Raw genomic sequence first — 25,209 nt, 5'->3', positions numbered from 1 at the left:
CGTTGGTGCCGGATTCATGGTCATTGTAGGCCTGTTCGCCCTGCTCAAGGGCGGAGAACCCGAGCGCATAGGCGCCGGCGCCTATCTGTTCGCTTGGTTTGCGTCGCTGATGGCGCAAACTTCGGGCGGCTATTTCGGCGTGCAATGGGGCGTCTTCGCAATCGACGTCGTGCTGCTGATAGTCTTCGGCACCATGGTCTGGAAGGCGCCGCGTTCGTGGCCGGTCTGGGCCTGCGCCCTGCAGCTTCTGGCCGTGACCAGCCACATCATGATCATGGCGGACCTGCGCACCCCCATCTCGGCCTTCTATACCGTCGTCAACATGACCGGTTACGGCATCATGCTGGCCATCGCCATCGGCACCTTCTGGGCGTGGCAAGAACGCCGCGCCATCGGCGACGAAGTCGAATAGGTGGATATTCCTATCACTCCGCGATAGATTGCTGGCGTCGCCGTTGCAGGAACGCCCTTGCCCCTCTCCCACGCCAGACTCTGGAAGGCCCTGGACGCCCTGGCGCGTCGCGAGGGAACCTCGCCGTCCGGCCTGGCGCGTCGCGCGGGCCTGGACGCCACCAGCTTCAATCCGTCCAAACGCTTCGGCCCCGGCGAGCCGCCCCGTCCGCGCTGGCCTTCGACCGAGAGCCTGACCCGAGTTCTGGAGGCGACTGGCCTTTCCCTGGCCGCCTTCGCCGCACTCGCCGACGACGCCCCGGCCGAAGACCGCTCCATCCCCCTGCTGGGCCTGGCCAAGGCGGGCGCCGACGGCTTCTTCGACGACGCCGGCCTGCCCCTGGCCGAGGGCTGGGACCAGACCAGCCTGCCGACGCACAAGGACAGCCTGTTCAGCCTGACCATCGACGGGGATTCCATGGCGCCCCTCTATCGCCCCGGCGACCGGGTGATCGTGGATCTGGAGGCTTCAGATGTGCGGCGCGGCGACCGGGTGGCGGTGCGAACCGCTCAAGGCGAGACCCTGGCCAAGGAGATCGCAGCGATGAATGCGCGCGAAGTGACCCTGGCCTCGATCAACCCCGCCTATCCGCCCCGCGCCCTGCCCCGCCGCGACATCCTGTGGATGGCCCGCATCCTCTGGGTCAGCCAGTAGCCCAAGGCCGGCACAGCCACGAAACTTGCGCTCAAGTAGGCCGAACGGCCGATAGCGCCCCAAAAAAAGAGAGCCGCCCCCGGTCAGGGACGGCTCTCTCCATTCAGACTGTCAGTCGCTTAGTTCGGCGCGACGTGGTGGGCGTTCACCCAGCCGCCGCCGGCGATCTGGACCCACTCGCCTTGCGAACCCACGGCGGTGAAGGGCTGGCCGGCCGACAGGCTGCCGGTCTGGCGATAGCTGGTGCCCGGACCCGTGCGGATGCGCAGGTTCGACGTGGCGCGGTAGGAGTTGGCGGCCGCCTGGTTGGCCGATCGCGCGCGCTGCTGGTTGCAGCCGATGTAGGAACCGGCGGCGGCGCCGGCGCCCGCGCCGACCACGGCGCCGAGGGCGCGCTCATTCTTGGACACCTGGCTGCCGGCCAGGCCGCCCAGCACGGCGCCGATCGCGGCGCCGGCGCGCTGACGGCCGCCTGGCGCGTCACAGTTGGTGACGCCGTTGGCTTGCGGCATGGCGCTGGCGGTCATCGGCACGGCGGCCGAACCCAGAGCGGCGAACATAGCGGTGGCGGCCAGACCCGCCTTGAAGAACTTCGACATGTCTCTCTCCTGTCATCGAGTGTCGTGAGGAGGACAATGCCCCGGCGAAGCTGAAGGCTCCCCCCGCCTCGCCGTTATTTTCGGTTCATCTTTCCTGGGCCTAACGCCCTTCGGGCTACTTGAGGCCCGTAGAGCGCCCACGCCCACGTCATCCCGGAAACGGCGCAGCCGTTATCCGGGACCGCAGGAAGCACCGCCTTCAGCGTCCTGGGCGGTCCCGGCTCTTCGCCCTCGCTGTGCGAGCGCTACGGCCGGGATGACGCGCTTAACCGGCCAGTTCGCCGTTCGCGCCCGCTTCGATCAGGGCGATGGTCTGGGGCAGACCATAGATGGCTGCGAACGACCCGAAGCGCGGCCCCTGCGAAGCGCCCAGCAGCACCTCGTAGAGCGCCTGGAACCAGGCCCGCAGCGGCTCGAACTCGTGCGCCTTGCCCACGGCGTAAACCTCGCCCTGGATGATCTCGCCGTCGGTCGTGTCGGCCGGCAGGGCCTTCAACCGTTCCGCCAGATCCAGCAGCGCCGCCTTCTCCTTGCCATCGGGCAGACGATAGGTCTTCGAGGGCTTCACGAAGTCCTCGTAGTAGTTCAGCGCATAGCCCATCAGCCGGTCCAGCACGGGCTCGCTCGTCGGCGTGGCGTCCGGCAGGTACTTGGCGAAATAGGCCCACAGCTGATCCTTGCTGGAGGCGTTGGCCACCCCCACCAGGTTCAGCAGCAGGGCGAAAGACACCGGAGAGGCGCTCTCGGGCGGGGTCCCTGAGTGAATGTGCCAGACGGCGTTGTCGATCTGCTTGGCCGGTTCCTGCGTCCTGTACTGCTCGATGAAGGACAGATAGTCGTCCGTCGCGCGCGGGATGACGTTGAAGTGCAGGCTCTTGGCCGACTTCGGCGACTGGAACATGTACCAGCTCAGGCTCTCGGGCGTGCCGTAACGCAGCCACTCGTCCATCGTCAGGCCGTTGCCCTTGGACTTGGAGATCTTCTTGCCCTCGACGTCGAGGAAGAGCTCGTAGTTGAAGCCTTCCGGCGGCGTGCCGCCCAGGGCGCGACAGATCTTGCCGCTCTCGCGCACGCTTTCGATCAGGTCCTTGCCCGACATCTCGTAATCGACGTCCAGCGCCGTCCAGCGCATGGCCCAGTCGGGCTTCCACTGCAGCTTCACATGACCGCCGGTGACGGGGACCTCGGTACGGCCGCCGGCGGGGTCGTCGAAGACGATGGTGCCACGCTCGACGTTGCGCTCCAGCGTCGGCACCTGCAGCACATGGCCGGTGATCGGGCTGATCGGCAGGAAGGGCGAATAGGTGGCGCGGCGCTCCTCGCCCAGGGTCGGCAGCATGATGCCCATGACCTTGTCGAAGCGTTCCAGCAGGGTCAGCAGGGTCGCGTCGAACCGGCCCGACCGATAGGTCTCGGTCGAGGACATGAACTCGTAGTCGAAGCCGAAGCTGTCGAGGAAGGCGCGCAGACGGGCGTTGTTGTGCGCGCCAAAGCTGTCGTGCGTGCCGAACGGGTCGCGCACCTTGGTTAGCGGCAGGTGCAGGTCCTCGCGCAGCATCTCCGGGTTCGGCACGCCCTCCGGCACCTTGCGCAGGCCGTCCATGTCGTCGCTGAAGGCGATCAGGCGCGTGCGCCAGTGATCGCCGGTCAGGGCGCGAAACGCATTGCGCACCATGGTCGTGCGCGCGACCTCGCCGAAGGTGCCCATGTGCGGCAGGCCCGACGGGCCGTAACCCGTCTCCAGGATCACCGGCCGGTTCAGCGCCTCAAAGGTCGCCAGAGCCTCATCCGCCTTGCCCGCGTCGATCAGCAGCTTCGCCGCATCGCGCTCCGCGTCCGACAGCCGTTTCTTGAGCACGTGGGCCAGCAGGTTGCGCGCTTGCTCAAACGGCCACGAACGGGCCTCACGGGACAGGGTTTCAAGGTTCTGAAGCATCCACGGGCTTTGACGCGTCAAGCGCGTGGGGTCAACGACCTCATTGGAAACTCTGGTCGCCTCAAGCTATTGAATGGATCGAAAATCCAGATCCTCACTGCTGAGCCAAATCATGCGTTTCATGTTTCTGCGTCTCACGACCTTCATGTTGGCTCTGGCGACCGCCCCGGTCGCTACGGCCTCGAGCAAGCAGTTGCCCCAGGGCCCTTTCACCTTGTTCGCTGGCAACAGCATCGCTGCAAATTTCATAGTAGAGAACTCGCGCAAGCGCTCCGGCGACATGGTTTCGGTTACAAACTACCGAGTTTATGCAGACACCATTCCCAGCCCAGGTGGGACGATTGACCAAGACACGACGGAATTAGAGATCGATTGCTCGGCCCGGACCTATCGACAGATATCCGTCAATGCGTTTGGCCCTAACGGCAACTGGATCGTTTCGTTTCCTGCAGAACCAACCAAGCCGATAGAATCCGAGCAAACTTGGGATTTCATTGCACGTGTAGTCTGCGACAATCTTCAATTGCCGGCTAGCGCTAAGGTGGATGGCGCAAGCGCCGCTCGGTCGCTGGGGTTGTCCCGGCTTAAATAAGATTGGCGCGAATAAGGGCGACCCGCCACACTTTGCGGGCGTCCGCGTCAGCGGCATCAGCCATCCACGCCCGACAAGACCTGTTCAAAGTCGCGCCGACGGGTCCTTGGGCAACTGCATCAGGTTCTCGAAGGTCATGACCAGGTCGCCCTCCTGATTGCGGACCCAGGTCCTAGTCTTGACCGTGCCCCGGTCGGGGCGGCTCTGCGAGGGGGTGACGGCCAGGATTTCGCGGCGGACGGTCAGCGTGTCGCCGGGCCGCACGGGGCGCAGCCAGCGCAGGTCGTCGATGCTGATGCCCAGCATGGGCGTGGCGCCGAAATAGGCGGCGTCGACATATTCCCGCATCACCCGCGAGGCGACGTGCCAGCCGCTGGCGATCAGGCCGCCGAAACGCCCACCCTCCGCCGCCACCTTGTCGATATGCATGGGCTGGGGATCGAACTGCTGGGCGAAGGCGATCACCTCGGCCTCGGTGATGGTGAAGGGCGCGCCCTCCCAGCTCTCGCCGACCGTCAGGTCGTCCAGATAGCGATCGGCCATGTCGTCTTCCTCATGCGAACTGCGGGTCAGATAGTCGCTTCGCGCGGCGCGGCCAACCGCCCTGCGCCTTGACCCGGCGGCGCGGGCATGGCCTTTGCCCGTCCTCATGCTGACCTCCGATTTCGACTTCGACCTGCCCGATGCCTGCATCGCGCTGCGCCCCGCCGAGCCGCGCGATTCCGCGCGTCTGCTGGTGGTCAGGGACGGCGCGCTGGACGACCGGATCATCCGCGACCTGCCGGACTTCCTGCAGCCCGGCGACGCCCTGGTGTTCAACGACACGCGGGTGATCCCGGCCCGCCTGTCCGGCGTGCGTCAGCGCGTCGGACCGGAAGGCGAGACCCTGACCGTCGAGGTCGAGGCCACCTTGCACCACCGCGACGCCCCCGATGTCTGGTCCGCCTTCATGAAGCCGGGCAAGCGCATCAAGCCGGGCGACCGCATCCATTTCGGCCGCAGCAACGACGCCGCCTGCGAGCTGGGCCGCCTCGACGCCACGGTCGAGGCGAAGGACGAAGACGGCCTGATCACCCTGCGCTTCGACTTGGCCGGGCCGGCGCTGGACGACGCCATACGCGACGTCGGGGTCATGCCCCTGCCCCCCTATATCGCGGCCAAGCGGCCCGAGGACGACCGCGACCTGAGGGATTATCAGACGGTCTTCGCTGCGTATGACGGTTCGGTCGCAGCGCCCACGGCGGGCCTGCACTTCACCCCGGCCCTGCTGGACGCCATCCGCGCGCGCGGCGTCAGCACCCACGCCGTGACCCTGCACGTCGGCGCCGGCACCTTCCTGCCGGTCAAGGCCGACGACACCGCCGACCACAAGATGCACTCCGAGTGGGGCGAGGTCTCGCCCCAGACCGCCGCCGCCCTGAAAGCCGTCCGCGCCGCCGGCGGCCGCATCGTCTGCGTCGGCACCACCAGCTTGCGCCTGCTGGAAAGCGCCACGACCGAGGACGGCGTGGTCCAGCCCTTCCACGGCGACACCGCCATCTTCATCACGCCCGGCTACCGCTTCCGCGCCTGCGACGTGCTGATGACCAACTTCCACCTGCCGAAATCGACCCTGTTCATGCTGGTCAGCGCCTTCGCCGGGCTGGAGACCATGCGCGCCGCCTACGCCCACGCCATCGACAACGGCTACCGCTTCTATTCCTATGGCGACGGGAGCCTGCTGTTCAGGAAGGACGCATGACCGAGAACCTGCCCGACGATTTCGCCGCCTCCCTGGACATCCTCGCCTCGGCGGCGAACGAGATGCAGGATCCGTGGTGGATCTTCGGCGGCGCGGCCATGGTGCTGTGGGGGCTGCAGGACTGGCGGGCGCCGGACATCGACATCCTGTGCAGTCCGCGTGACGCGCGCCGCCTGATCGAGGGTCTTCACGGCGAGGTCACGCCCGATCCCGGCGAGGGTCTGTTCCGTTCGCAGGTCTTCGGCCAGATCCTGACCACGCCCGTGCCGCTGGACGTCATGGCCAATATGGACGTGCGCGCCGGCGGCGACTGGGTTCCCGTCACCTTCTCGACCCGCGTGCCGATCGTGCTGGAGGACTTCACCGTCTTCACGCCCTCGATCACCGAGCAGATCGAGACCTGCCGCCTGTTCGGCCGCCCCAAGGACCTGCAGCGCGCCGAAATGCTGGAAAGCCTGCGCTAGTCCCAACAGGTCGTCATCCCGGAAACGGCGAAGCCGTTATCCGGGACCGCTCAAAACGCGACGCCTGCCGCGATCCCGGCTCAAGGCCGGGATGACGATGTCGGGGGTGACAGGGCGGACCCGCATATGCTTGAGAGCCACGAGCCAGCCGCATGGACATGGCTAAAGCCTGGGTCCCCGCCTCCGCGGGGATGAGCGGAGTTAACTGTTGCCCTTTCCTTTCCAGATCAACGCCACCGAAGGCCGCGCCCGCACCGGCGTGCTGAAGACCCCGCGCGGCGACATCCGCACCCCCGCCTTCATGCCGGTCGGCACCGCCGCCACGGTCAAGGCGCTGACGGTGGATCAGGTCAAGCAGACCGGCGCGGACATCCTGCTGGGCAACACCTATCACCTGATGCTGCGCCCCGGCCCCGAGCGGATGGAGCGCCTGGGCGGGCTTCACAACTTCATGCGCTGGGACAAGCCGATCCTGACGGACTCCGGCGGTTTCCAGGTCATGAGCCTGTCGGGCATCTCCAAGCTGACCGAGGAGGCCGTGACCTTCTCCAGCCATATCGACGGGTCGAAACACGTCCTGACGCCGGAACGCTCGATCCAGATTCAGGCCGACCGCCTCGGCTCCGACATCGTCATGCAACTGGACGAGTGTGTCGCCTGGCCCGCCGAGGAAAAGCGCGCCCGTCAGGGCATGGAGCTGTCGGCCCGCTGGGCCCAGCGCTCCAAGAACGCCTTCGGCACGCGCGATACGCAGGCCCTGTTCGGCATCCAGCAGGGCTCGACCTATGAGAACCTGCGCCGCGAATCCTCGGAACGCCTCCAGGAGATCGGCTTCGACGGCTACGCCATCGGAGGCCTGGCCGTCGGCGAGGGGCATGAGGCCATGTGCGAGGTGCTGGACTTCGCGCCTGAGTTCCTGCCCAAGGACCGCCCCCGCTATCTGATGGGCGTCGGCAAGCCGATCGATCTGGTCGAGGCCGTCTATCGCGGCGTTGACATGTTCGACTGCGTCCTGCCTACCCGCGCCGGTCGCCACGGTCAGGCCTGGACCTGGGACGGGCCGATCAACATCAAGAACGCCCGCTTCGCCGAGGATCAGGACCCGCTGGACATGGGCGTGCCCTGCCCCGCGTCCAACGACTATTCAAAGGCCTACCTGCACCACCTGATCCGCGCCGACGAGATTCTCGGCAAGATCCTGCTGAGCTGGCACAACATCGCCTTCTTCCAGGCCCTGACGGCGGCCATGCGCGACGCCATCAGCGAAGGTCGGTTCGAGCAGTTCCGGCGCGACTTCCGCGCCCGGCACCTGAAAGCCTAGCGCGCGCCGCGGGTCTGACGGGGCACGAACCCCCCCGGCGCCGCCGGCGGGGCGCAGTTGCGCTGCATCCCGACCCCCTTGAGGAAGGACCGACGGCGCAGCCCGGCCTGAATGGCCGACTGTACGTGCTTGCTGTGGGCGTCCGCGCCGCTCAGACGCCGCACCCAGCTGCGCGCGGGAATGAAGTCGGTCACGGCCCCGCGCACGGCATCCAGCGTGGCCCCGGCGGCGGCGTCCGCCGCCCGCTCGCTGAGATAGGAGCCGTCCTGCGACGGCGGCGCATCCGTATCCGGCCCCAGGGCGTCGTCCAGCCGCGCGATCTCGGCGGCGATGGTGCGGCAGTGGTTCAGGTTGCGCAGGTCGTAGGGGTTGCTCTCCGCCTGCAGCAGAACAGTTGGAATCTCCTGCCGACGCAGGTTCAGATCATCCAGCGGCGCCGTGACGGCGTTGCCCAGCCCCGCGCCGACCTGTTCAGCTCCGCCGCGCGCCGAGGCTCCGGCGTTGCAGCCGGCCAAGGCCAGCGAAAGGGACACGGCGGCGACGGCATGGGAAATCTGGCGCATCCCGCCTTAAACCATGCCCCACCCCCATGGTGAAGCCTCTCCCACGGTGAAGGCTATTGCGGCCGACGGCCGAAGCGCTCGTGGTTGGCTTGACGCGTCTTGCGGCCCTGACCGTTGTGCGACTCGGTGCGGATCGGGCGAACGCTGTGGTTTCGGCCCTGCTGCTGGCCCGACATCCCCATGGCCTCGCCCTCGTCGGCATAGTCCGCAACCTCTCCGGCCGCCGGCCCCGCCAGGGTCGAATCAACGACGTCATGCGCGGCGTAGGATCGCGGCTCGGGATGAACCGACCGATTCTGCTCACGTGCCTGATCGTTGGGCGCGATCGGGTCGTTCACGGCGTTCTGGGACGTGGCTTTGGACGAGGTGGTGTTCTGATGCGGCATGGCCGATCTCCCGTGGCTTCCTGAACAGAACCAAGGGCGCCGAGCGGTCGTTCCGCAGTCGAACGAAGCACTTCAGAAAAAAGGGGAGATGGTACGCCCCCTCGGGCTCGAACCGAGGACCCTCTGATTAAAAGTCAGACGAAATATTGATTTCATTGGGTTTCAGGCCATTTCACGATAATCCAGTACTCACTGTTTTTATTATCTTTTCTAATTCAGATGTCGTCAGGGGTGTTCAGGCTGCTTCTGCTTTCTGTGTCCCATATGTGTCCCAAACCGCTTTGGGACACAGACAAATCTGGCATACTCGTCGGATGCCCAAAGTCAGATTGACAGACAAGTTCGTCGCTTCGGTCGTCGCGCCGGCCAGGGCACGCATTGAGATCTATGATGAAAACCCACTTGGCGCGGGTCTCATGCTGAGAGTCAGCGAGACGGGGAGAAAAACCTGGGCGATCCGCTACCGGACGGAAGACGGCGACGAGCGCCGCTTCAGTCTGGGCCTCTACCCCGACCTTTCGCTCGCCGATGCCCGAAAACGCTGCGCTCAAGCTCGCCTTCAGGCCTTGGATGGGGTGGATCCCGCAGGAGAGAAGCGCCGCAAGAAGGTCGAGCGCCGCTCCCAGACCATCAAGACATTTCGGGACCTCAGCCTCGCCTATTTCGAGGCCACCGAGCGCGGCGAGTGGAAGCCGCGCGGAAAGCGCAAGCGGGCGTCCACGATCGCTGGCGAGAAATGGCTTTGGACCAAGCACATCGAGCCGGCCCTGGGGTCGCTTCGCCTTGAGGACGTCACTCCAGCCGCGATCAAGACGCTCCTGCGCGCGCTGATCACAAAGGGCCAGGACACGAGCTCCAATCGAGTCCGCGCCCAGATCCGTCAGATGTTCAACTACGCGATCCTCGAGGCCGAAGCCGTAACCGCGAACCCTGTCGCAAGAGTGCCGGCCCTGGGTGACGAGTCCCCTCGTGAACGCGTATTGCGCGATGCGGAGATCGGCGCGATCTGGCGAGCCTTGGATGACCCCACTGCGCTGACGTGCGCGAAAAGCGCACGTCGCAAGAACCAGCGCGTCTACGTCAGCCGTCCGGTCGGCATTGCGATCAAGCTGCTGCTGCTCACCCTGCAACGCCGCCACGAGGTCGCATGCATGACCCGAGCGGAGGTGGACCTCGAACAGGCGGTCTGGACCATACCGGGATCGAGAACCAAGAACGGCCGACCTACGCTGGTGCCGCTGTCGCCGGGGGCCGTGGCGCTCATTCGGGAGGCCATGACCCTCGTCAACGAACCCACGCAGTTTATCTTCCCTGCCCGCTGGGACCGTGAGAAATCCCTGACGCCCGCCGCATTGAGCCGCGCCCTGCGCGATGTGAGAAGCGCTCTTTCGTTGCCCGCCCTGACCCCGCATGACCTGAGACGCACGGCGGCGACCAGCATGGCGAGCGAACGCCTGCGGATCTCACCTTTCGTCATCGGTCGAATCCTCAATCACACGAGCGAAAAGGGCGGAGCCGCCGCCGTCACCCTGTCGACCTACGCCCTCTATGATTTCATGGTGGAGAAGCGATCAGCGCTGGCAGCATGGAGCGTGTTAGTCGGTGAGATAGTGGCCAAGCAGCCTCTGAATGCACCAAGCTCTCCTGGCTGAGACTTCGAGATGTGACGCGCTCGCGCAAGTCCCTCCCCCAACGAGCAGCCTGACCCGACGCCTTCAGGAATGATCGACCCGCAACCTATCATGCCGGAGCGGCGGGCGGCGTCTCTCCAATCAGACCTGCAAGAAAGTCGGCGAAGGGCCCAATGTTCTGATCGACGCTCGCCTGTTCCAGCGCGGCCATATAGGCCTGACGCCGTTGAACCGAGATGACGGTCCATGGATAGCCGCCCGAGGCGAACATCAGATTCATCAGAAACCGCCCCATCCGGCCGTTCCCGTCCAGATAGGGGTGAATATAGACGAAGATGAAATGACCCAGCACCACGCGCACGCTGGGCTCGGCCTCTTCATCGAGCAGTTCGAATAGCGTCCCCATGGCGTCTCTCACCGCATCAGGGTTCAGCGGCGTGTGGCGCGACCCGCGAATATAGACCGGCCCGTTGCGATAACCGGCGAGCGCGCCGGCAGGAATAAGCCCGGCCGTGACGCTCGGACCGAAGAGTTGGCGATACCAGCCTCTATGGTCCTCATCGGCGATGCGCCCGGCGTTCTGGCCCTCCAGCACCCGCGCGACGCTGGCTTTCACCGCCTGGAAGGCGTCATGGTAGCCCCTTGCCGCCAGAGCGTCGCGTTGCCGACGGTCTTCATCATTTGACTCGGGATTCCAGTCTCCGCGCCGCACCCGATCGATCAGGGCCGCATCGACCCGGTAGCCCTCGATCGAGAGCGAATGATAGGCGTCGGTGACGTAGAGGTCCTCCACCGCCTGGAGATAGTCCCTGGGGGCGACGGCTTGGTGGGCAGGCGCCGGAAAACGCGCGGGTATGTCGTCCCGCAAGGTTTGCCACATCAACCTGATCCGTCGGGAAGCCGGCGGCTCGTCACGGCGATAGACAAAGCCGGGCAATCGTCCGGCAAAGGGATCGGTCTCCCTGACATCATAGCCGGCGGCGCGCATGGTTTCGAGAATTTCGACGGCTTCGCCATCACGGCCGATATTTCGGCACGCGCCCGCGAGGCGACCGGCGATGACGGAATGCCCCCCGTTCAACAGCCTCTCAAGCACGGCGGAGAAATCGCGCTGGCCAGCCAGAACGGTCCTCATCTCCGTCGGATGGGTTGCGTAGACGCCGGGCCCAGCGGCGATGAGCGCCGCCTCCACCTTGTAGACCCGCAGGTTTCTCAGAACCGTCTGGTCCCGGTCCTGAGCCCCCGGCAAGCGGAGATCGTACACGCTTGAGCCGTGAATGAACTGCGTGACCTGACCGCGGCCACGTGGAGACCGGACCAGAAGCTGCTCAGGCACCCTCCACTGCTCTGCATGCAGCAGCAGGGATTGTTCCGGGGAAAGCGACCAGGCGTCTCCAAAGCGGTCTTCCAGATAGGCGCTGACGAAATCCCAGTAGGAGGCATACCAGGCGGTGGTTTCTCCAACAGTCTCGTCTGGACGAGCCGGAATGTACCAGCCGTTGATGACCGGGCGGATGAAACCCTGCCTGGTGAGACGTTCGCGCTGAACCCGCGTGAGATCCTGCGTGCGAATGACGGTTCGCCCCTGCTCCTGAAGCGCGTGCAGCGCCTCCAGGGCGTCAGCTAGCTTTTCCTGCGGCGTGGCCAAGGGGTCTGCGTCCTTCGTCCAAAACGTGCGCTTCGATCGCTGAATCAAGCTACGCGCTATTTTTCGCTTTTCATGCTGTATCAAATTTCGCTTTTAATGTCGTTTTATATTTCGCTTTTTTGGCTGCGTTAAATTTCGCTTTTCTTGTTGCGCCAAATTTCGCTTTTTACGTCATTAAAAATTCCAGGACGGTTTCGGTCCGATGCCCAAGACCAAAATCAACCCGTTGGGACGGCGTTCAAGAACGTAGATTGGCAAACCGTGGGGCCGCCCTGCTAGACCCGCGCTGTCGCGGGCTCTTCGAGATCGAAACGGTCGGCCCGGGCCAGGCGCCAGCTCTCGGAATAGAAGCTGCGGCCCTCTTCGCCAGTCAGGAGTTCGCCCGGGCGAAGGAAGACGTGAAGCTGTGAAAACAGCTTGATCTCGGTCTGGCTGATGCGACGCGCCAGATGGTGGGGGCGCAGGTCGCTGGGGTGGCGGATGCCCGCCGCCGCCAGCATTTCCGACAAGGCCTTCAGGGTGGTGCGGTGGAACTGGTGCACCCGCTCGGCCTTGTCCGGCACGACGAGGGCGCGCTGGCGCAGGGGGTCCTGGGTCGCAACCCCGGTGGGGCAGCGGTTGGTGCCGCAACTCAGAGACTGGACGCAGCCAAGGGCGAACATGAAGCCGCGCGCGGCATTGGCCCAGTCAGCGCCTATGGCCAGAACGCTGGCGATGTCGAAGGCGCTGGTGATCTTGCCGGCCGCGCCGATGCGGATCTGGTCGCGCAGGCCGGCGCCGACGAGCGTATTGTGGACGAACAGCAGACCCTCGCGCATCGGCGTGCCCAGATGGTCGGTGAACTCCACGGGCGCCGCGCCGGTGCCGCCCTCGCCGCCGTCGACGACGATGAAGTCGGGACGGATGCCCGTCGCCAGCATGGCCTTGACGATGCCCATGAACTCCCACGGCTGGCCGATGCACAGCTTGAAGCCCACCGGCTTGCCGCCCGACAGTTCACGCAACTTGGCGATGAATTCCATCATCTGCAGCGGGGTCGAGAAGGCGCTGTGGCTTGCGGGAGAGACACAGTCCCGTCCCATGGGCACGCCCCGCGTGGCCGCGATCTCGGCGCTGACCTTTTGAGCGGGTAGGATCCCGCCGTGGCCCGGCTTGGCGCCCTGGCTCAGCTTGATTTCGATCATCTTGATCTGGGGGTTCGCCGCCTGGGCCGCGAACCTTTCGGGGTCGAAGGCCCCGGTCTCCGTGCGGCAGCCGAAATAGCCGCTGCCCAGCTCCCAGATGATGTCGCCGCCGTTTTCGCGGTGATAGGGGCTATAGCCGCCCTCTCCCGTGTCATGGGCGAACCCGCCCATGGCCGCGCCCTTGTTCAGGGCGCGGATGGCGTTGGCGCTGAGCGAACCGAAGCTCATGGCCGAGATGTTGAAAACCGAGCCCAAGTAGGGCTGGGCGCACTGGTCGCCGCCGATCAGGATGCGGAAGGTGGCGGGGTCCGCAACGGGCGCGGGCCGGATCGAATGGCCCATGAAGTCATAGCCGACGCTATAGACATCCATCTGGGTGCCGAACGATCGTTCCGAACCTTCCTTCTTGGCCCGGGCATAGACCAGCGAGCGCTGGTTGCGGGAAAAGGGCGCAGCCTCCTGATCGGCCTCAATCAGATACTGCCGGATTTCCGGTCGGACCATCTCGGCCAACCAGCGGACGTGGCCCAGGACCGGATAGTTGCGGCGGATCGAGTGTTGCGGCTGGATCAGGTCGACGACGCCCAGCAGGACCAGCGCGCCGGCGATCACGGGCACAAACCACAGCCACGGATAATACAGGGCCAACGCCACGCCGACGATGAGAACGAGGATGCAGAGGCCAAAGGCCGAATACTGATTTAACCGCATGTTGCTGAGGTCCCTGTCGCCAGCGACCCGAATGCTCGGCCGGGTCTCATAGTCCCGCAACTATGGCGGCTGGATTGCGCCGAGACCAGCGTCAGCTTCTCCGACGACGCCCGCACGGCGCGCCGTCGTCTGGCGTAGATCGGCATCTCAATGCCAGATCAACGAGACCCCTCCTCCGATGGTCGCACCGCCTGGGCGGCGCAGGCGATCTGGGGCGCCCTCCCTCTCACCGGGCCTTCTGCATATCTACTTCGAAGCAATAGGGCTCGGGTCCAGTTTCGAGACCTATGTCATGATCTGTAATCTTCCCCTCCGAACCGCCTCAACCGGCGCCGCGATCAGGCTGAGGCGGTTCGCCGGGCGCTTCGCCCAGCGCGCGGACATCCAGAGGTTCTGGCTTGCGGCTGGCCAGGAGCGGCAGGTCGGGGACCAGCAGCGTCGACGCCAATCCCAGAAGGCAGACGAGGAATCCCGTGAACACCACGCCCAGAATGGCCGAGGTCACCGCAGCGCGAACCTCCGGCTGGACGACAGCGACCGCGCCCTCCCCCGCCGCGCCCTGATGCGCGCCCACCGCCATCTTCTCGATCTCCGCCAGCGACAGGCTGCGAACCTGCGCCGTCGGATCAGCAGCGGGCGCGCTCTTCATGGGAGCGGCCAGATTGTGGGTCAGGACCGCGCCGAAAACCGCCACGCCGACGGTTGAGCCGACCTGGCGGAAGAACTGACCCGCGCTGGTGGCCACGCCCAACTGGTCCCGCGGCACGGCGTTCTGGGACGCCAGGTTGAAAACGCTCTGCGCCGGGCCGAGCCCCAGCCCCAGAAGCGTCACCCGCCACATCAGGTCCGGCAGTTCAGCGTCTGGGGGCGTCTGCGACAGAAGGAAGGCGGCCAGGGCCGTGAGGGCCGCGCCGGCCACCATCACTTTAGCGGCCGATGCGGTTGACCAGAAACCCGCTCGCCGTCGCCGCCACGATCAGGCCGATCGTCAGGGGCGTCATCGCCAGGCCGCTGGTCGTGGCGGGAAGGCCCAGCCCCATCTGCATGTAGAGCGGCAGGTAGGACACCATCCCCATGAAGGCCATGAACATCAGGAAGGCCGAGAGGTTGGCGGTGGCGAAGGTCCGGTTCTTGAACAGCGACAGGGATATGATCGGGTTTTCGACCTTGGCTTCGACGACAAGGCAGGCGATCAGCGAAAGCGCCGCCAGAGCGAACAAGCCCAGAACGTGCGGCGCCGCCCAGCCGGCCGTACCGCCCAGGCTCAGCGCCAACAGCAGCGGCACGAAACAGGTCAGCAACAGCGCCGCGCCGATGAAGTCGATACGCCCGCCCGTCCGATGGGTCAGACGCGGCGTCTTCACCAGGATCATGAACAGGGCCAGACCCGCGAGCGGCAGGTTGATATAGAAGACCCAGCGCCAGCCGGCGACCTCATAGCCCAGCAGTTGGACGGTCGGCAGATCAGTCAGGAACCCGCCGACCAGCGGCCCGACAACGCTCGCCAGACCAAAGGTGGACCCGAACAGCCCGCCCAGCTTGGCCCGCTCGCGCGGCGGATAGAGGTCGGCGATGACGGCGAAGGCGGACGTGATCAGCGCGGCGCCGCCCAGGCCCTGGATAGCCCGGAAGACAATCAGCTGGATCATGCCCCCACCTAGCAGCGGTAGATCGCCGAACTCTCCCGACAGGCCGCACAGGGCCGACCCCACGATGAAGATGACGATGCCGATCACCAGGATCGGCTTGCGGCCATAGATGTCCGACAGCTTGCCGTAGATCGGCACCATGACGGTCGAGGCCAGCAGATAGGCCGTCGTCACCCAGGGGTAGAGATCCAGCCCGGACAACTGTCCTACGATGCGCGGCATGGCCGTGGCGACGATGGTCTGGTCCAGCGCCGACAGAAGAAAAACGATCATCAGGGCGATCAGGGTCACGCGCTTTTCAAGCGGCGTGAAGGTCTGCGGCTGGCTCTGCGTCATGGCGTGAGAGTGCATCGTGATTCCGTCCGCTGTCCACGCACGACACGGACGCTGGCCGGGACTGGGGCGGCGGCGCCTCCCGACGCCTTGACGCCGCCCCCGCCTGGCCGCGCGGGGAGGTTAATAGAAGCGATTCAGCTTCGTGGGCGACCGTTCGAAAACCTCTTCGGGCACGAAATAATCGGCCAGGAGGTCCGCCGCAGGATCATGCGCATAGGCCGAGAAGTCCGTCACTCCCGCTTCACGGAGCACTTCCTCGTCAATGAAGAAGTTGCCCGTGCAGGACAGCGCGGGCTTTTGGAAGATGACATAGGCGGCGTCGGCCACGATCTCGGCCTTGCGCGCCGCCCCGCGCTCCGTACCGATCACGTTTCGCACCGCCGCCGTATCGATAGCGGTCAATGGCCACAGGGAATTCACCGCGACGCCCCTGTCGGCGTACTCGGCCGCATGGCCCAGGGTGCACAGGCTCATGTTGAACTTCGCGATGGTGTAGGCCACGTGCGGCGCGAACCATTTCGCCTTCATGTCCAGCGGTGGCGACAGGTTGAGCACGTGGGGATTTTTCGCCGCCACGAGATAGGGCGCGGCGGCGCGCGTGCAAAAGAAGGCGCCGCGGCCGTTGATCTGATCCATCAGATCGTACCGCTTGGCGTCGGTCGCCGCCGTATCCGAAAGCGAGATGGCGCTGGCGTTGTTCACCAGAATGTCGATGCCCCCGAAGGTTTCGGCGGCCAGGGCCATGGCTGCTGCGATCTGATCCTCAAAGCGCACGTCGCCGATGATGGCCAGGCTCCGGCCTCCCGCCGCCTCGATCTCGGCAGCGGCGCTATAGACGGTCCCGGGCAATTTGGGATGGGGTTCGGCCGTCTTGGCGAAGATGACCACATTGGCCCCGTCGCGCGCTGCCTTCAGCCCGATCGCCAGACCGATCCCTCTCGATCCGCCGGTAATAAACAGCGTCTTTCCCTTAAGGCTCATCACGCACCCTCCAACCTCATCTTGAGATGGACATCTACTATCAGTTCGCTATTCTACTGACCAGTAGGAGGCATCATGATTCAGCCGGACTCCCCTTGGAAGCCAAAGGAAGATCGTTCCAAGGAGCGGTCCGCCAAGCGCGAGGCCGTGCTGCTCGCGGCGGCCACGGCGTTCAACGAGAACGGCTTCCACAACACGTCTCTGGATGACATTGCGGCCCGCCTGAACGTCTCCAAGCCGACCGTCTATTATTACGGAGCGAGCAAGGAGGCCCTCCTTTCAGCCTGCTATCTCGCCGCCCTGGGCCTGCTGGACGAGGTGACGCAACGCACGGGACCGCGAGACGCCTCCGGCGCTTCCCGGCTCTGGATCCTGATCGTCGCCTACGCCGAGGCCATCCTCTCCGTCTATGGCCGCTGCCTGACGCGCGTGCCCGACAACAGCCTTTCCCCGCCCTTGCGCGAGGAGGTTCGTCGCCTGAAGCGCACGGTGGACGACCGTATCCGCGCCGTGCTGGCTGACGGCGCATCCGACGGCTCGCTGACGCCCACAGATCCCAAGCTGACCGCCTTCGCCATCGCTGGCGCGCTCAATGCGGCGGCGTTGTGGTTCGAAGACGACGGCGAGCGCTCGCCGCGACAGATCGGCGAGCACTATGCGGACCTTTTCACCAACGCTCTGAAGCCGGCCTGAAGATCACGCCGCCCTCCCCGGAACCGACATGAATTTGACAATGGACACCGCCATCGCCGCCGTCGTCACGGGCGGCGCCTCGGGTTTGGGCGAAGCCGCAGCCCGCGCACTCGCCGCTAGAGGCGTCAAGGTCGCCCTGTTCGACATGAACGCCGAGCGCGGCGATCGCATCGCTGAAGAAATCGGCGGCGTCTTCTGCAAGGTCGACGTCACCTCCGACGCCGAAGTGGACGCAGCGTTCGAAGTCGCACGCGCATCGCACGGTCAGGAACGCATCCAGATTAACTGCGCCGGCATTGTTTCCGGGGCCAAAACCGTAAGCCGCAACCGCGAAACCGGTGCCCTTTCGCACTTCCCCCTCGACGTCTTCGAACGCACGATAAAGGTGAATTTGATCGGGACCTACCGATGCATCGCCAAGTCGGCTGCGGGGATGGCCACGCTTGATCGGCTGACCGACGGCGAGCGCGGGGTGATCATCAACACGGGCTCGGTCGCCGCCACAGACGGCCAGATCGGCCAGGCCGCCTACGCCGCCTCCAAGGCCGGCGTCGTGGGCCTGACCCTTCCGACGGCCCGCGACCTCTCCGGCGAAGGCATCCGGATCAACACCATTCTTCCGGGCATCTTCCAGACACCGATGATGGACAGCCTTCCCGCCAAGGTTCAGGAAGCCCTGGCTGCGGACATTCCCTTCCCGAAACGGCTTGGCGTCGGCCAGGACTACGCCGCGCTTGCGCTCCACATCATCGAAAATGTCTATCTCAACGGCGAATCCTTCCGCCTGGACGGGGCCGTACGCCTGGCGCCGCGCTAAGACATCCTACTCATCGGTAAACAAATTTAAGACCAACAACACGACCGCCGCAAACTGCGGCAAGGAGCCCCCGTCATGAAGGTACTCGTCCCGGTGAAACGGGTGATCGACTATAACGTCAAGGCCCGCGTCAAGGCGGACCAGACCGGCGTCGATCTGGCCAACGTCAAGATGAGCATGAACCCCTTCGACGAGATCGCCGTCGAAGAGGCCGTGCGTCTGAAGGAAGGCAAGGAACACCATGCCGCCGGCACGGCGACGGAAATCGTCGTCGTCTCCATCGGCGTGACCCAGGCCCAGGAAACCCTGCGCACGGCCCTGGCCATGGGCGCCGATCGCGGCGTCCTGATCCAGTCGGACGCCGACCTGGAGCCGCTGGCCGTCGCCAAGCTGCTGAAGGCGGTCGTGGACGAGGAGAAGCCGGACCTGGTCCTGATGGGCAAGCAGTCCATCGACGGCGACAACAACGCCGTGGGTCAGATGCTGGCCGCCCTGCTGGACTGGCCGCAAGCCACCTTCGCCGGCAAGCTGGTCATTGACGGCGGCAAGGCGACCGTGACGCGTGAAGTCGACGGCGGTCTGCAGACCGTGGCGGCGACCCTGCCGGCCGTGGTCACCGTGGACCTGCGCCTGAACACCCCCCGCTACGCCAGCCTGCCCAACATCATGAAGGCCAAGAAGAAGGAGATCGCGGTCAAGGCGGTTGCCGACTACGGCGTCGATGTCGCGGATCGCCTCAAGGTTCTGAAGGTGACGGAGCCGCCGAAGCGTTCGGCGGGCGTCAAGGTCGCCGACGCGGCCGAACTGGTTTCCAAGCTCAAAGACGCAGGGGTTCTGTAATGGCCGTTCTCGTCATCGCCGACCATGACGGCTCGGCCGTTCGCGACACCACCCACAAGACCGTGACGGCGGCCCTGGCCCTGTCGTCGGACGTGGACGTTCTGGTCCTGGGCCAAGGCGCTCAAGCCGTGGCCGACGCCGCCGCCAAGATCACGGGCGTGCGCAAGGTCCTGCTGGCCGAGGGCGACGCCGTCGCTCACGGCCTGGCCGAGGCCGTCGAGGCCACCGTCCTGCCGCTGGCCGCCAACTACGACGCCGTCCTGTCGCCCGCCACCACGGACGGCAAGAACTTCGCCCCGCGCCTGGCCGCCAAGCTGGACGTCGCGCCGATCTCGGACATTGTCGAGGTCGTCTCGGCTGATACCTTCGTGCGTCCGATCTACGCCGGCAACGCCCTGGAAACGGTGCAGTCCGCCGACGCCAAGAAGGTCATCACCGTGCGCCCGACGGCCTTCGCCGCCGCCGCTGAAGGCGGCTCGGCCTCGGTCGAGAGCGTCGCCGCTGGTGAAGCGCCCAAGACCGCCTTCGTCTCTGAGGAAATGGTCAAGTCGGACCGCCCCGAACTGGGCGCCGCCAAGATCATCGTCTCGGGCGGCCGCGCCCTGGGCTCGGCTGACGAGTTCCACGCCGTCATGGAGCCCCTGGCCGACAAGCTGGGCGCCGCCATCGGCGCCAGCCGCGCTGCCGTCGACGCAGGCTACGCCCCCAACGACTATCAGGTCGGCCAGACCGGCAAGGTCGTGGCCCCGGCCCTCTACATCGCCATCGGCATCTCGGGCGCCATCCAGCACCTGGCCGGCATGAAGGACTCCAAGGTCATCGTCGCCATCAACAAGGATGCCGACGCCCCGATCTTCCAGGTCGCCGACTACGGCCTGGTCGCCGACTACAAGACCGCCGTGCCGGAACTGATGGCCGCCCTCGGTTAAGGGCTGCCTCTACGCTGAATATGAAGCGCGCCGGACGGGAGACCGTCCGGCGCGTTCTCAGTTCCGACGTCGTGCGGCGGGCCAGTGGGGGCCAAGAAGTCCCTTGGCCCCTCAGAGAGCGCGGGCGATCACCATCCGCTGGATATCGGAGGTGCCCTCGTAGATCTGGCAGACGCGGACGTCGCGATAGATCTTTGCCAGACCATACTCCTCCAGGTAGCCGTAGCCGCCGAGTGTCTGGATCGCCCCGGAACAGACGGCCTCCGCCGTTTCCGACGCCACCAGCTTGGCCATGGACGCCTCCTTTAAACAGGGCTTGCCCGCGTCTTTGGTCGCCGCAGCATGAAGGACGAGCTGGCGGGCCGCCTCGAGCCGAGCGGCCAGGTCAGCCAGTCGGAAGCCGACGGCCTGATGCTCCATGATCGCCTTGCCGAAGGTGTTCCGCTCACGGGCGTAGACGACCGCTGCATCCAGCGCGGCCTGGGCCATGCCGACACTCTGGGCGGCGATCCCGATCCGTCCCGTCTCGAGGTTGGCGAGCGCGATACGATAGCCCTCCCCTTCCCCGCCCAGCAGGAGCCCGTCGTCCAGAAGCATGTCATCAAACTTCAGGGCGCAGGTGTCGGAGGCGCATTGCCCCATCTTGTGCTCGACCTTGTCGACCACAAGACCCGGCGTTCCTGCCGGAACCAGAAAGGCCGAGAGTCCCTTCTTGCCGCGCGCGGGATTCGTCACGGCGAAGACGATCGTCAGACCCGCGATCCGACCGGAGGTGATGAACTGCTTCGACCCGTTAATGCGCCAGGCCGAGGCCTCCCTGACGGCCAGCGTGCTCAGGGCCGCCGCGTCCGAACCGGCGCCGGATTCCGTCAGGGCGAAGGCCCCGATCATCTCGCCGCTGCACAGCCTGGCCATGTAGGCGGCCTTCTGGTCGTCCGACCCTTCACTCAGGAGGGCCGCGACCACGGGCGCGTTGTGGACGGAAACCACGGTCGAAAGCCCCCCGTCGCCCGCCGCCAGCTCCATCAGGGCGAGCGCATAGGAGACATAGTCCGCCTCCCCGCCGCCATAGACGCCCGGCGCGGTCATGCCCATCAGCCCCAGCGCCGCCAGTTCGGAAAACAGCGGCTCGGGATATCGGCCCTCGGCCTCCCATTTCCTGGCGTACGGGGTCACACGGTCTCGAACAAAGGTCTTCACCGCATCGCGGATCATCGTCTGGGTTTCGGTGAGAATCATGCAGCCGCCGCTCGGATCGCCGCTTCCTTGCGCAAGGCGCGCGCGACCATGTAGTGCGCCGTGGCGGCCAGCAGGAAGAAGGGCGTCAAGCACAGCATGGCGACCGTGAGGGCGCCATCTCCATATCTCGGCGCCGCGAGATCGCTGATGAAGCCGACGAACAGCGGCCCGCCGCCCAGACCAACGAGATTATTGATCAATAGAAACAGGGCCGAGGCCACCGTGCGATTGGCGGGCTTCGCGCCGTTCTGGACCACGGCGAGAGCCGGCCCCATGAAGACGATATTGAGAGCGATCGGGATGGCGAACAGCAGGAGCGACGCCGCCCAGCCCGGGGCGATGATCGCCGCCACAAAGGCCGGGGCAGCCAGGACCAGACTGGTCGCAGGCACGAGGCCGTAGGCGGCGGGATTGCGGCGTCCAAGGCGATCAGCCAGTCGGCCGCCGAACCAGAGACCTAGCGCCATGGCCCCTGCATTGACGAAGCCCAGATACTGGGCGACCTCGCCCAGGGCCATGCCCTTCGAGCGCATGAGGAAGGACGGTAGCCAGTTCAGCAGGCCGTAGGTCACAAAGGCCGACAAGCCGCCCGCCACAGCCACGCGCCAGAGCGACGGCGTCGCGAAGAATTCCCGCACCGCGACGCCCAGAGGCGCCTGGGGTTCGATTGTCGCGGCCGCAACGTCAAGGCGGCCGGTCCGGGGTTCCTTGACGAGAAGCCAGAGCAGAAGGGCGAAAAAGACGCCGGGAAGACTGACCACATAGAAGGCCGATCGCCAGCCGAACTCGACCGCCGCCCAGCCGCCCAGCGTCATTCCCAGCAGGATGCCCAGGGGCGCGCCCAGAGAAAAGAGCCCCAGGGCCTGGGCGCGAGCCTCGGGCGGGAAATAGTCCGATATGAGAGAATAGGAGGGCGGCGCGCCCCCGGCTTCGCCGATCCCGACGCCCATCCGCGCAGCGGCCATCTGCCCGAAGTTCTGCGAAAAGCCGCAGGCGATGGAGCAGACGCTCCACACGACGCAGGAGGCGGCCATCGTTCGTACGCGCCCGAAACGATCGGCGATCCAGCCGACGGGAATGCCGAAGACCGAATAGAACAGAGCGAACGCCAGCCCGGTAAGCAAGCCAAGCTGGGTATCAGACAGGCCCATCTCGGCCTTGATCGGTTGGGCGAGGATGGAGACGATCTGCCGGTCCAGAACATTGAAGGTGTAGATCAGGATCAGCAGGCCCAGAACGAAATTGGGCCGCTGGGTCAGACCGGTCAGACCGCGCGGCGCGGCTGGGTGAACAGGGGCGTGCATGGACTGTCCTCAGAAGAAAGGACGGCCCGGCTTGCGCACGGGCCGTGGTCGCGAACAGGAGGTCCGACCTAGAACTCGACGCCCAAGGAAACCCCATAGGTCCGGGGCTGGCCGGCAACCCGCACCACCGAGTCTTGGACGCGGATCACGCTATGCCAATAGTATTCGTCCGTGAGGTTGCGGCCCCAGACCGAAAACCGCCAGCGGCCGTCGGCTGACGTCACGCCGAGACGGGCGTCCACCAGGGTGTAGGCGTCGATGTCGAACAGGGGATTGCTGTCGAAGTCGGCGCTCGCGTCGCTGCGATAGGCGACGCTGCCGCCCACGAAGGCTTCGAGACCATTGGAAAGCGGCCAGACATAGTCGAGGTCAAGATTGGTCTGCAGCTCAGGGGCGAAGCTGAAGGGCTTGCCTGCGAAGTCCCTCTGTACGCCAAGCGCATCGAACCCGATGAACTCCTCGATCTCGGTGTCGAGATAGGCCAGCCCTCCATTGACTGTCAGACCCGTCATGGGCAGCCATTGAAGCTCGATCTCGCCGCCCTTGGCGTTGGCGCTCGGGATATTCACCAGCGCCTGAAGCGGCCCGAAGACGGGATCCACGATCTTGGACCGCGCCTGCTTGTCGATGTAGTCATAGTAGAAGATCGATGCATTCAGTTGCATGGTTCGATCGAACAGGGTGGCTTTGACTCCGGTCTCGTAGGCCGTCAGCTCTTCCTGGCGGACCGGATTATACTGGGTGTCGAACGACCCGGCGACGGTGATGGAATTGCCGGCCTTGTAGCCGCGGCTCGTCGAGGCGAACAACCTGATGTCGTCGGCCACCTCCCAGTTGAGGGCGACGCGCCACGACACATTGTCCTCGTCCAGGATCTTGTGCGGTTCGGTGGCCAGGAAATCCCGCCCCAGAACCACGCAGCCGTTGACCGGAATGAAGGGAGCGGGCGGCAGGCCGTTGGCGTTGCGGAAGAAGGCGCTGATGTTGGAGAAGGCCTGGATCGCAGCCGGTTCCGTCACATTGGTGCAGCCGACAAAGTCCAGTTCGGCCTTGGTGTAGCGCAGACCCGTGGTCAGAGTGAGGGAATCCGTGAGCTTCCAGTCTCCGGAAGCGAAGATCGCCGAGGATTTGATCTCATTGTTCACGCGACTGGAGGCGTCGCTGAACTTCACCCCGAAACTGTTCTGGACGTTGGAGGAGCTCTCGATGTTGACCGTCGAATTTTCCTCGGTGTCCGCGCTGGAGTAGGAAGCGCCGAGAACCCAGTTCAGTCGATCAGTGTCGCCAGACAGCCGCAACTCTTGCGAAAAGGCCTCGATGCTGCCGTCGAGTCCATACTGGCTGTTGTCGTTGCTCATCCCGTCACGGTCGATGTAGTCGTTGGTGTCGAGCGAGGAATAGGCCGTGATCGAGGTCAGGGTCAGAGCGTCGTTGATGTCCCAGACCGCCTTGGCGGACGCCTGCCAGAACCGGTCGTCGCGGAAGGGATCGCGCTGGTCGCTCCAGTCCGCGGCGCGGGCGTCATGCGGGGCCAGCGGATAGTTGGCCACTTCGGGCCGGACACGGGCCGGCGTCAGCGGCGTGATGGCGATGAGTTGGGTCGCCTGCGGCTCCGAGCGGTCGACATAGCCGTTCAGGTTGAAGGTCACCGAGAGATTGGATGTCGGATCCCAGTCCAGCAAAGCCCGGGCGCTGGTCCGGTTGGCCGCGCCCGTCGAATCGTCGCGGGTGTAGCTGTACTGCCAGTCGTCGCTCTGGAGGCTTTGGACCGCCAGGCGTCCGCGAAGGGTGTCGGTGAGCGGGCCGCTGACATAGCCCTCCAGTTCCGTGCGATTGAACCGTCCATAGCTGACCTTGAAGCCCGCGGAGGGATCGGCGGTCGGCGAAGCTGGAATATAATTGACCAGGCCGCCGGTCGCGTTCTGGCCGAAAAGCGTGCCCTGAGGGCCGCGCAGAACCTCGACGCGTTGCAGATCAATCATCGCGCCCTGGGTCATGGCGGGGTAAGGTAGGGCCACCTCATCCAGATAGACGCTGACCGCCGGGGCCGCCGCCAGGCTGTAGTCGAAATAGCCCACCCCACGCAGCGAATAGACCGGCGCATTGACGCCCGTGTCGGCGAAGCTGAAGCCGGGCGCGACCTTCTGGAGGTCGGCGACGGTTTCAATCCCGCGGTTTTCGAGTTGCTGCGACGACACCGCGGTGATCGCCAGCGGGATGGTGTTGACCGCCTGCTCGCGCTTTTGCGCCGTCACGACGATGTCCTCAATGGTCGTGGCCGCCTGCGACGCCGGCGCCCCCGCCGACTGCGCCAGCACGCCCGATGCGAACAAGGCGCATGGCGCGACCGTCGCGAGATACAGGACCCCCTTCAACTTCCTCATACCCTTAGCCTCCCGATGCGCGCCGATTGAGGGTCTTCGGGTTTCCGAGCCCGCGCGTCATAACCGGCCTAACATTCGGTAGGTTTTTTCACCTGTCAAGCGTTCGATTTTCTTGTGCCGGACCGACAGGTCCGCCATGATGGAGGGGCGGATTGA

Annotated in this window: 24 protein-coding genes; 11 read left to right on the top strand and 13 right to left on the bottom strand. The window is 65.4% G+C overall.

Going from position 1 to position 25,209, the window contains the following annotated elements:
* Window positions 1-16 precede the first annotated feature (16 nt).
* Window positions 17-412: a hypothetical protein gene (locus ACI2KI_RS00305; protein ID WP_404616772.1), complete on the top strand. Its 396-nt coding sequence runs from the start codon at window positions 17-19 to the stop codon at window positions 410-412.
* A 57-nt stretch (window positions 413-469) separates the two neighbouring features.
* Entirely contained in the window at window positions 470-1,105 is a 636-nt protein-coding gene (locus ACI2KI_RS00300) for a helix-turn-helix transcriptional regulator (RefSeq protein ID WP_292082417.1), read from the top strand.
* 119 nt (window positions 1,106-1,224) lie between these two features.
* Here ACI2KI_RS00300 and ACI2KI_RS00295 read toward each other — a convergent pair whose 3' ends face one another.
* Together ACI2KI_RS00295 and ACI2KI_RS00290 are read right to left on the bottom strand one after the other, a co-directional pair.
* Complete coding sequence (locus tag ACI2KI_RS00295; protein WP_312062332.1) at window positions 1,225-1,704, bottom strand: SH3 domain-containing protein; 480 nt, start codon at window positions 1,702-1,704, stop codon at window positions 1,225-1,227.
* Between the two features lie 265 nt (window positions 1,705-1,969).
* Entirely contained in the window at window positions 1,970-3,640 is a 1,671-nt protein-coding gene (locus tag ACI2KI_RS00290) for a lysine--tRNA ligase (RefSeq protein WP_404616770.1), read from the bottom strand.
* Between the two features lie 112 nt (window positions 3,641-3,752).
* Between ACI2KI_RS00290 and ACI2KI_RS00285 the strand changes: the two genes are divergently transcribed.
* Window positions 3,753-4,232, top strand: a complete 480-nt coding sequence (locus ACI2KI_RS00285) for a hypothetical protein (RefSeq protein ID WP_404616768.1) — start codon at window positions 3,753-3,755, stop codon at window positions 4,230-4,232.
* An 84-nt stretch (window positions 4,233-4,316) separates the two neighbouring features.
* Here ACI2KI_RS00285 and ACI2KI_RS00280 read toward each other — a convergent pair whose 3' ends face one another.
* Window positions 4,317-4,883, bottom strand: coding sequence for a MaoC family dehydratase (locus tag ACI2KI_RS00280; RefSeq protein ID WP_404616766.1), 567 nt, complete (start codon window positions 4,881-4,883; stop codon window positions 4,317-4,319).
* Here ACI2KI_RS00280 and queA point away from each other — a divergent pair.
* The 3 genes from queA to tgt all read left to right on the top strand — a co-directional run bounded on the left by queA (window position 4,882) and on the right by tgt (window position 7,758).
* Window positions 4,882-5,973 (top strand): tRNA preQ1(34) S-adenosylmethionine ribosyltransferase-isomerase QueA, encoded by a 1,092-nt coding sequence (gene queA, locus ACI2KI_RS00275; RefSeq protein WP_404616765.1) that lies wholly within the window; start codon window positions 4,882-4,884, stop codon window positions 5,971-5,973. The genes ACI2KI_RS00280 and queA overlap by 2 nt on opposite strands.
* Window positions 5,970-6,437, top strand: coding sequence for a hypothetical protein (locus ACI2KI_RS00270; RefSeq protein ID WP_404616763.1), 468 nt, complete (start codon window positions 5,970-5,972; stop codon window positions 6,435-6,437). The genes queA and ACI2KI_RS00270 overlap by 4 nt, the downstream gene beginning before the upstream one ends.
* A gap of 205 nt (window positions 6,438-6,642) precedes the next feature.
* Entirely contained in the window at window positions 6,643-7,758 is a 1,116-nt protein-coding gene (tgt, locus tag ACI2KI_RS00265) for a tRNA guanosine(34) transglycosylase Tgt (RefSeq protein ID WP_404618889.1), read from the top strand.
* Here the strand turns inward: tgt and ACI2KI_RS00260 are convergent.
* Together ACI2KI_RS00260 and ACI2KI_RS00255 are read right to left on the bottom strand one after the other, a co-directional pair.
* Window positions 7,755-8,321 (bottom strand): hypothetical protein, encoded by a 567-nt coding sequence (locus tag ACI2KI_RS00260; protein ID WP_404616761.1) that lies wholly within the window; start codon window positions 8,319-8,321, stop codon window positions 7,755-7,757. The genes tgt and ACI2KI_RS00260 overlap by 4 nt on opposite strands.
* 53 nt (window positions 8,322-8,374) lie before the next feature.
* Complete coding sequence (locus ACI2KI_RS00255) at window positions 8,375-8,707, bottom strand: hypothetical protein (RefSeq protein ID WP_404616759.1); 333 nt, start codon at window positions 8,705-8,707, stop codon at window positions 8,375-8,377.
* Between the two features lie 329 nt (window positions 8,708-9,036).
* On the opposite strand from ACI2KI_RS00255, the gene ACI2KI_RS00250 reads away from it, so the two are divergent.
* Entirely contained in the window at window positions 9,037-10,359 is a 1,323-nt protein-coding gene (locus ACI2KI_RS00250) for a site-specific integrase (protein ID WP_292082408.1), read from the top strand.
* 88 nt (window positions 10,360-10,447) lie between these two features.
* Here the strand turns inward: ACI2KI_RS00250 and ACI2KI_RS00245 are convergent, their stop codons facing one another.
* The 5 genes from ACI2KI_RS00245 to ACI2KI_RS00225 form a co-directional block, all read right to left on the bottom strand.
* On the bottom strand, window positions 10,448-11,986 hold the full coding sequence (locus tag ACI2KI_RS00245; protein WP_404616757.1) for a Fic family protein: 1,539 nt from the start codon (window positions 11,984-11,986) through the stop codon (window positions 10,448-10,450).
* Between the two features lie 275 nt (window positions 11,987-12,261).
* Window positions 12,262-13,881: an FMN-binding glutamate synthase family protein gene (locus ACI2KI_RS00240; RefSeq protein WP_292082407.1), complete on the bottom strand. Its 1,620-nt coding sequence runs from the start codon at window positions 13,879-13,881 to the stop codon at window positions 12,262-12,264.
* Between the two features lie 322 nt (window positions 13,882-14,203).
* Window positions 14,204-14,806, bottom strand: a complete 603-nt coding sequence (locus ACI2KI_RS00235) for a hypothetical protein (protein ID WP_404616755.1) — start codon at window positions 14,804-14,806, stop codon at window positions 14,204-14,206.
* A 1-nt stretch (window position 14,807) separates the two neighbouring features.
* The gene (locus ACI2KI_RS00230) at window positions 14,808-15,881 is read right to left on the bottom strand and encodes an MFS transporter (RefSeq protein WP_292082405.1); all 1,074 of its coding nucleotides are present in this window, start codon (window positions 15,879-15,881) and stop codon (window positions 14,808-14,810) included.
* 105 nt (window positions 15,882-15,986) lie between these two features.
* A complete protein-coding gene (locus tag ACI2KI_RS00225) occupies window positions 15,987-16,847 on the bottom strand; it encodes an NAD(P)-dependent oxidoreductase (protein ID WP_292082403.1) in 861 nt (286 codons plus the stop codon).
* A 75-nt stretch (window positions 16,848-16,922) separates the two neighbouring features.
* Here ACI2KI_RS00225 and ACI2KI_RS00220 point away from each other — a divergent pair, with 75 nt between their 5' ends.
* The 4 genes from ACI2KI_RS00220 to ACI2KI_RS00205 all read left to right on the top strand — a co-directional run bounded on the left by ACI2KI_RS00220 (window position 16,923) and on the right by ACI2KI_RS00205 (window position 20,126).
* Entirely contained in the window at window positions 16,923-17,540 is a 618-nt protein-coding gene (locus ACI2KI_RS00220; protein ID WP_292082402.1) for a TetR/AcrR family transcriptional regulator, read from the top strand.
* 28 nt (window positions 17,541-17,568) lie between these two features.
* Entirely contained in the window at window positions 17,569-18,357 is a 789-nt protein-coding gene (locus ACI2KI_RS00215; RefSeq protein ID WP_404616753.1) for an SDR family NAD(P)-dependent oxidoreductase, read from the top strand.
* Between the two features lie 75 nt (window positions 18,358-18,432).
* Window positions 18,433-19,197 (top strand): electron transfer flavoprotein subunit beta/FixA family protein, encoded by a 765-nt coding sequence (locus ACI2KI_RS00210; protein WP_404616751.1) that lies wholly within the window; start codon window positions 18,433-18,435, stop codon window positions 19,195-19,197.
* Window positions 19,197-20,126, top strand: coding sequence for an electron transfer flavoprotein subunit alpha/FixB family protein (locus ACI2KI_RS00205; RefSeq protein WP_404616749.1), 930 nt, complete (start codon window positions 19,197-19,199; stop codon window positions 20,124-20,126). Before ACI2KI_RS00210 ends, ACI2KI_RS00205 begins: the two co-directional genes overlap by 1 nt.
* Before the next feature lie 111 nt (window positions 20,127-20,237).
* Here ACI2KI_RS00205 and ACI2KI_RS00200 read toward each other — a convergent pair whose 3' ends face one another.
* From ACI2KI_RS00200 to ACI2KI_RS00190, 3 genes are all read right to left on the bottom strand, one after another.
* Window positions 20,238-21,365, bottom strand: coding sequence for an acyl-CoA dehydrogenase family protein (locus ACI2KI_RS00200; protein WP_292082399.1), 1,128 nt, complete (start codon window positions 21,363-21,365; stop codon window positions 20,238-20,240).
* Entirely contained in the window at window positions 21,362-22,669 is a 1,308-nt protein-coding gene (locus ACI2KI_RS00195; RefSeq protein ID WP_292082398.1) for an MFS transporter, read from the bottom strand. The genes ACI2KI_RS00200 and ACI2KI_RS00195 overlap by 4 nt, the downstream gene beginning before the upstream one ends.
* Before the next feature lie 68 nt (window positions 22,670-22,737).
* Window positions 22,738-25,053, bottom strand: coding sequence for a TonB-dependent receptor (locus tag ACI2KI_RS00190; protein WP_292082397.1), 2,316 nt, complete (start codon window positions 25,051-25,053; stop codon window positions 22,738-22,740).
* Between the last annotated feature and the right edge of the window lie 156 nt (window positions 25,054-25,209).

It is taken from the genome of Brevundimonas sp. NPDC046655 (assembly GCF_044901625.1).
GTDB lineage: Bacteria > Pseudomonadota > Alphaproteobacteria > Caulobacterales > Caulobacteraceae > Brevundimonas.
The sequence above is the reverse complement of the archived record's forward strand: the minus strand, read 5'-3'. Positions and strand labels throughout refer to the sequence as shown.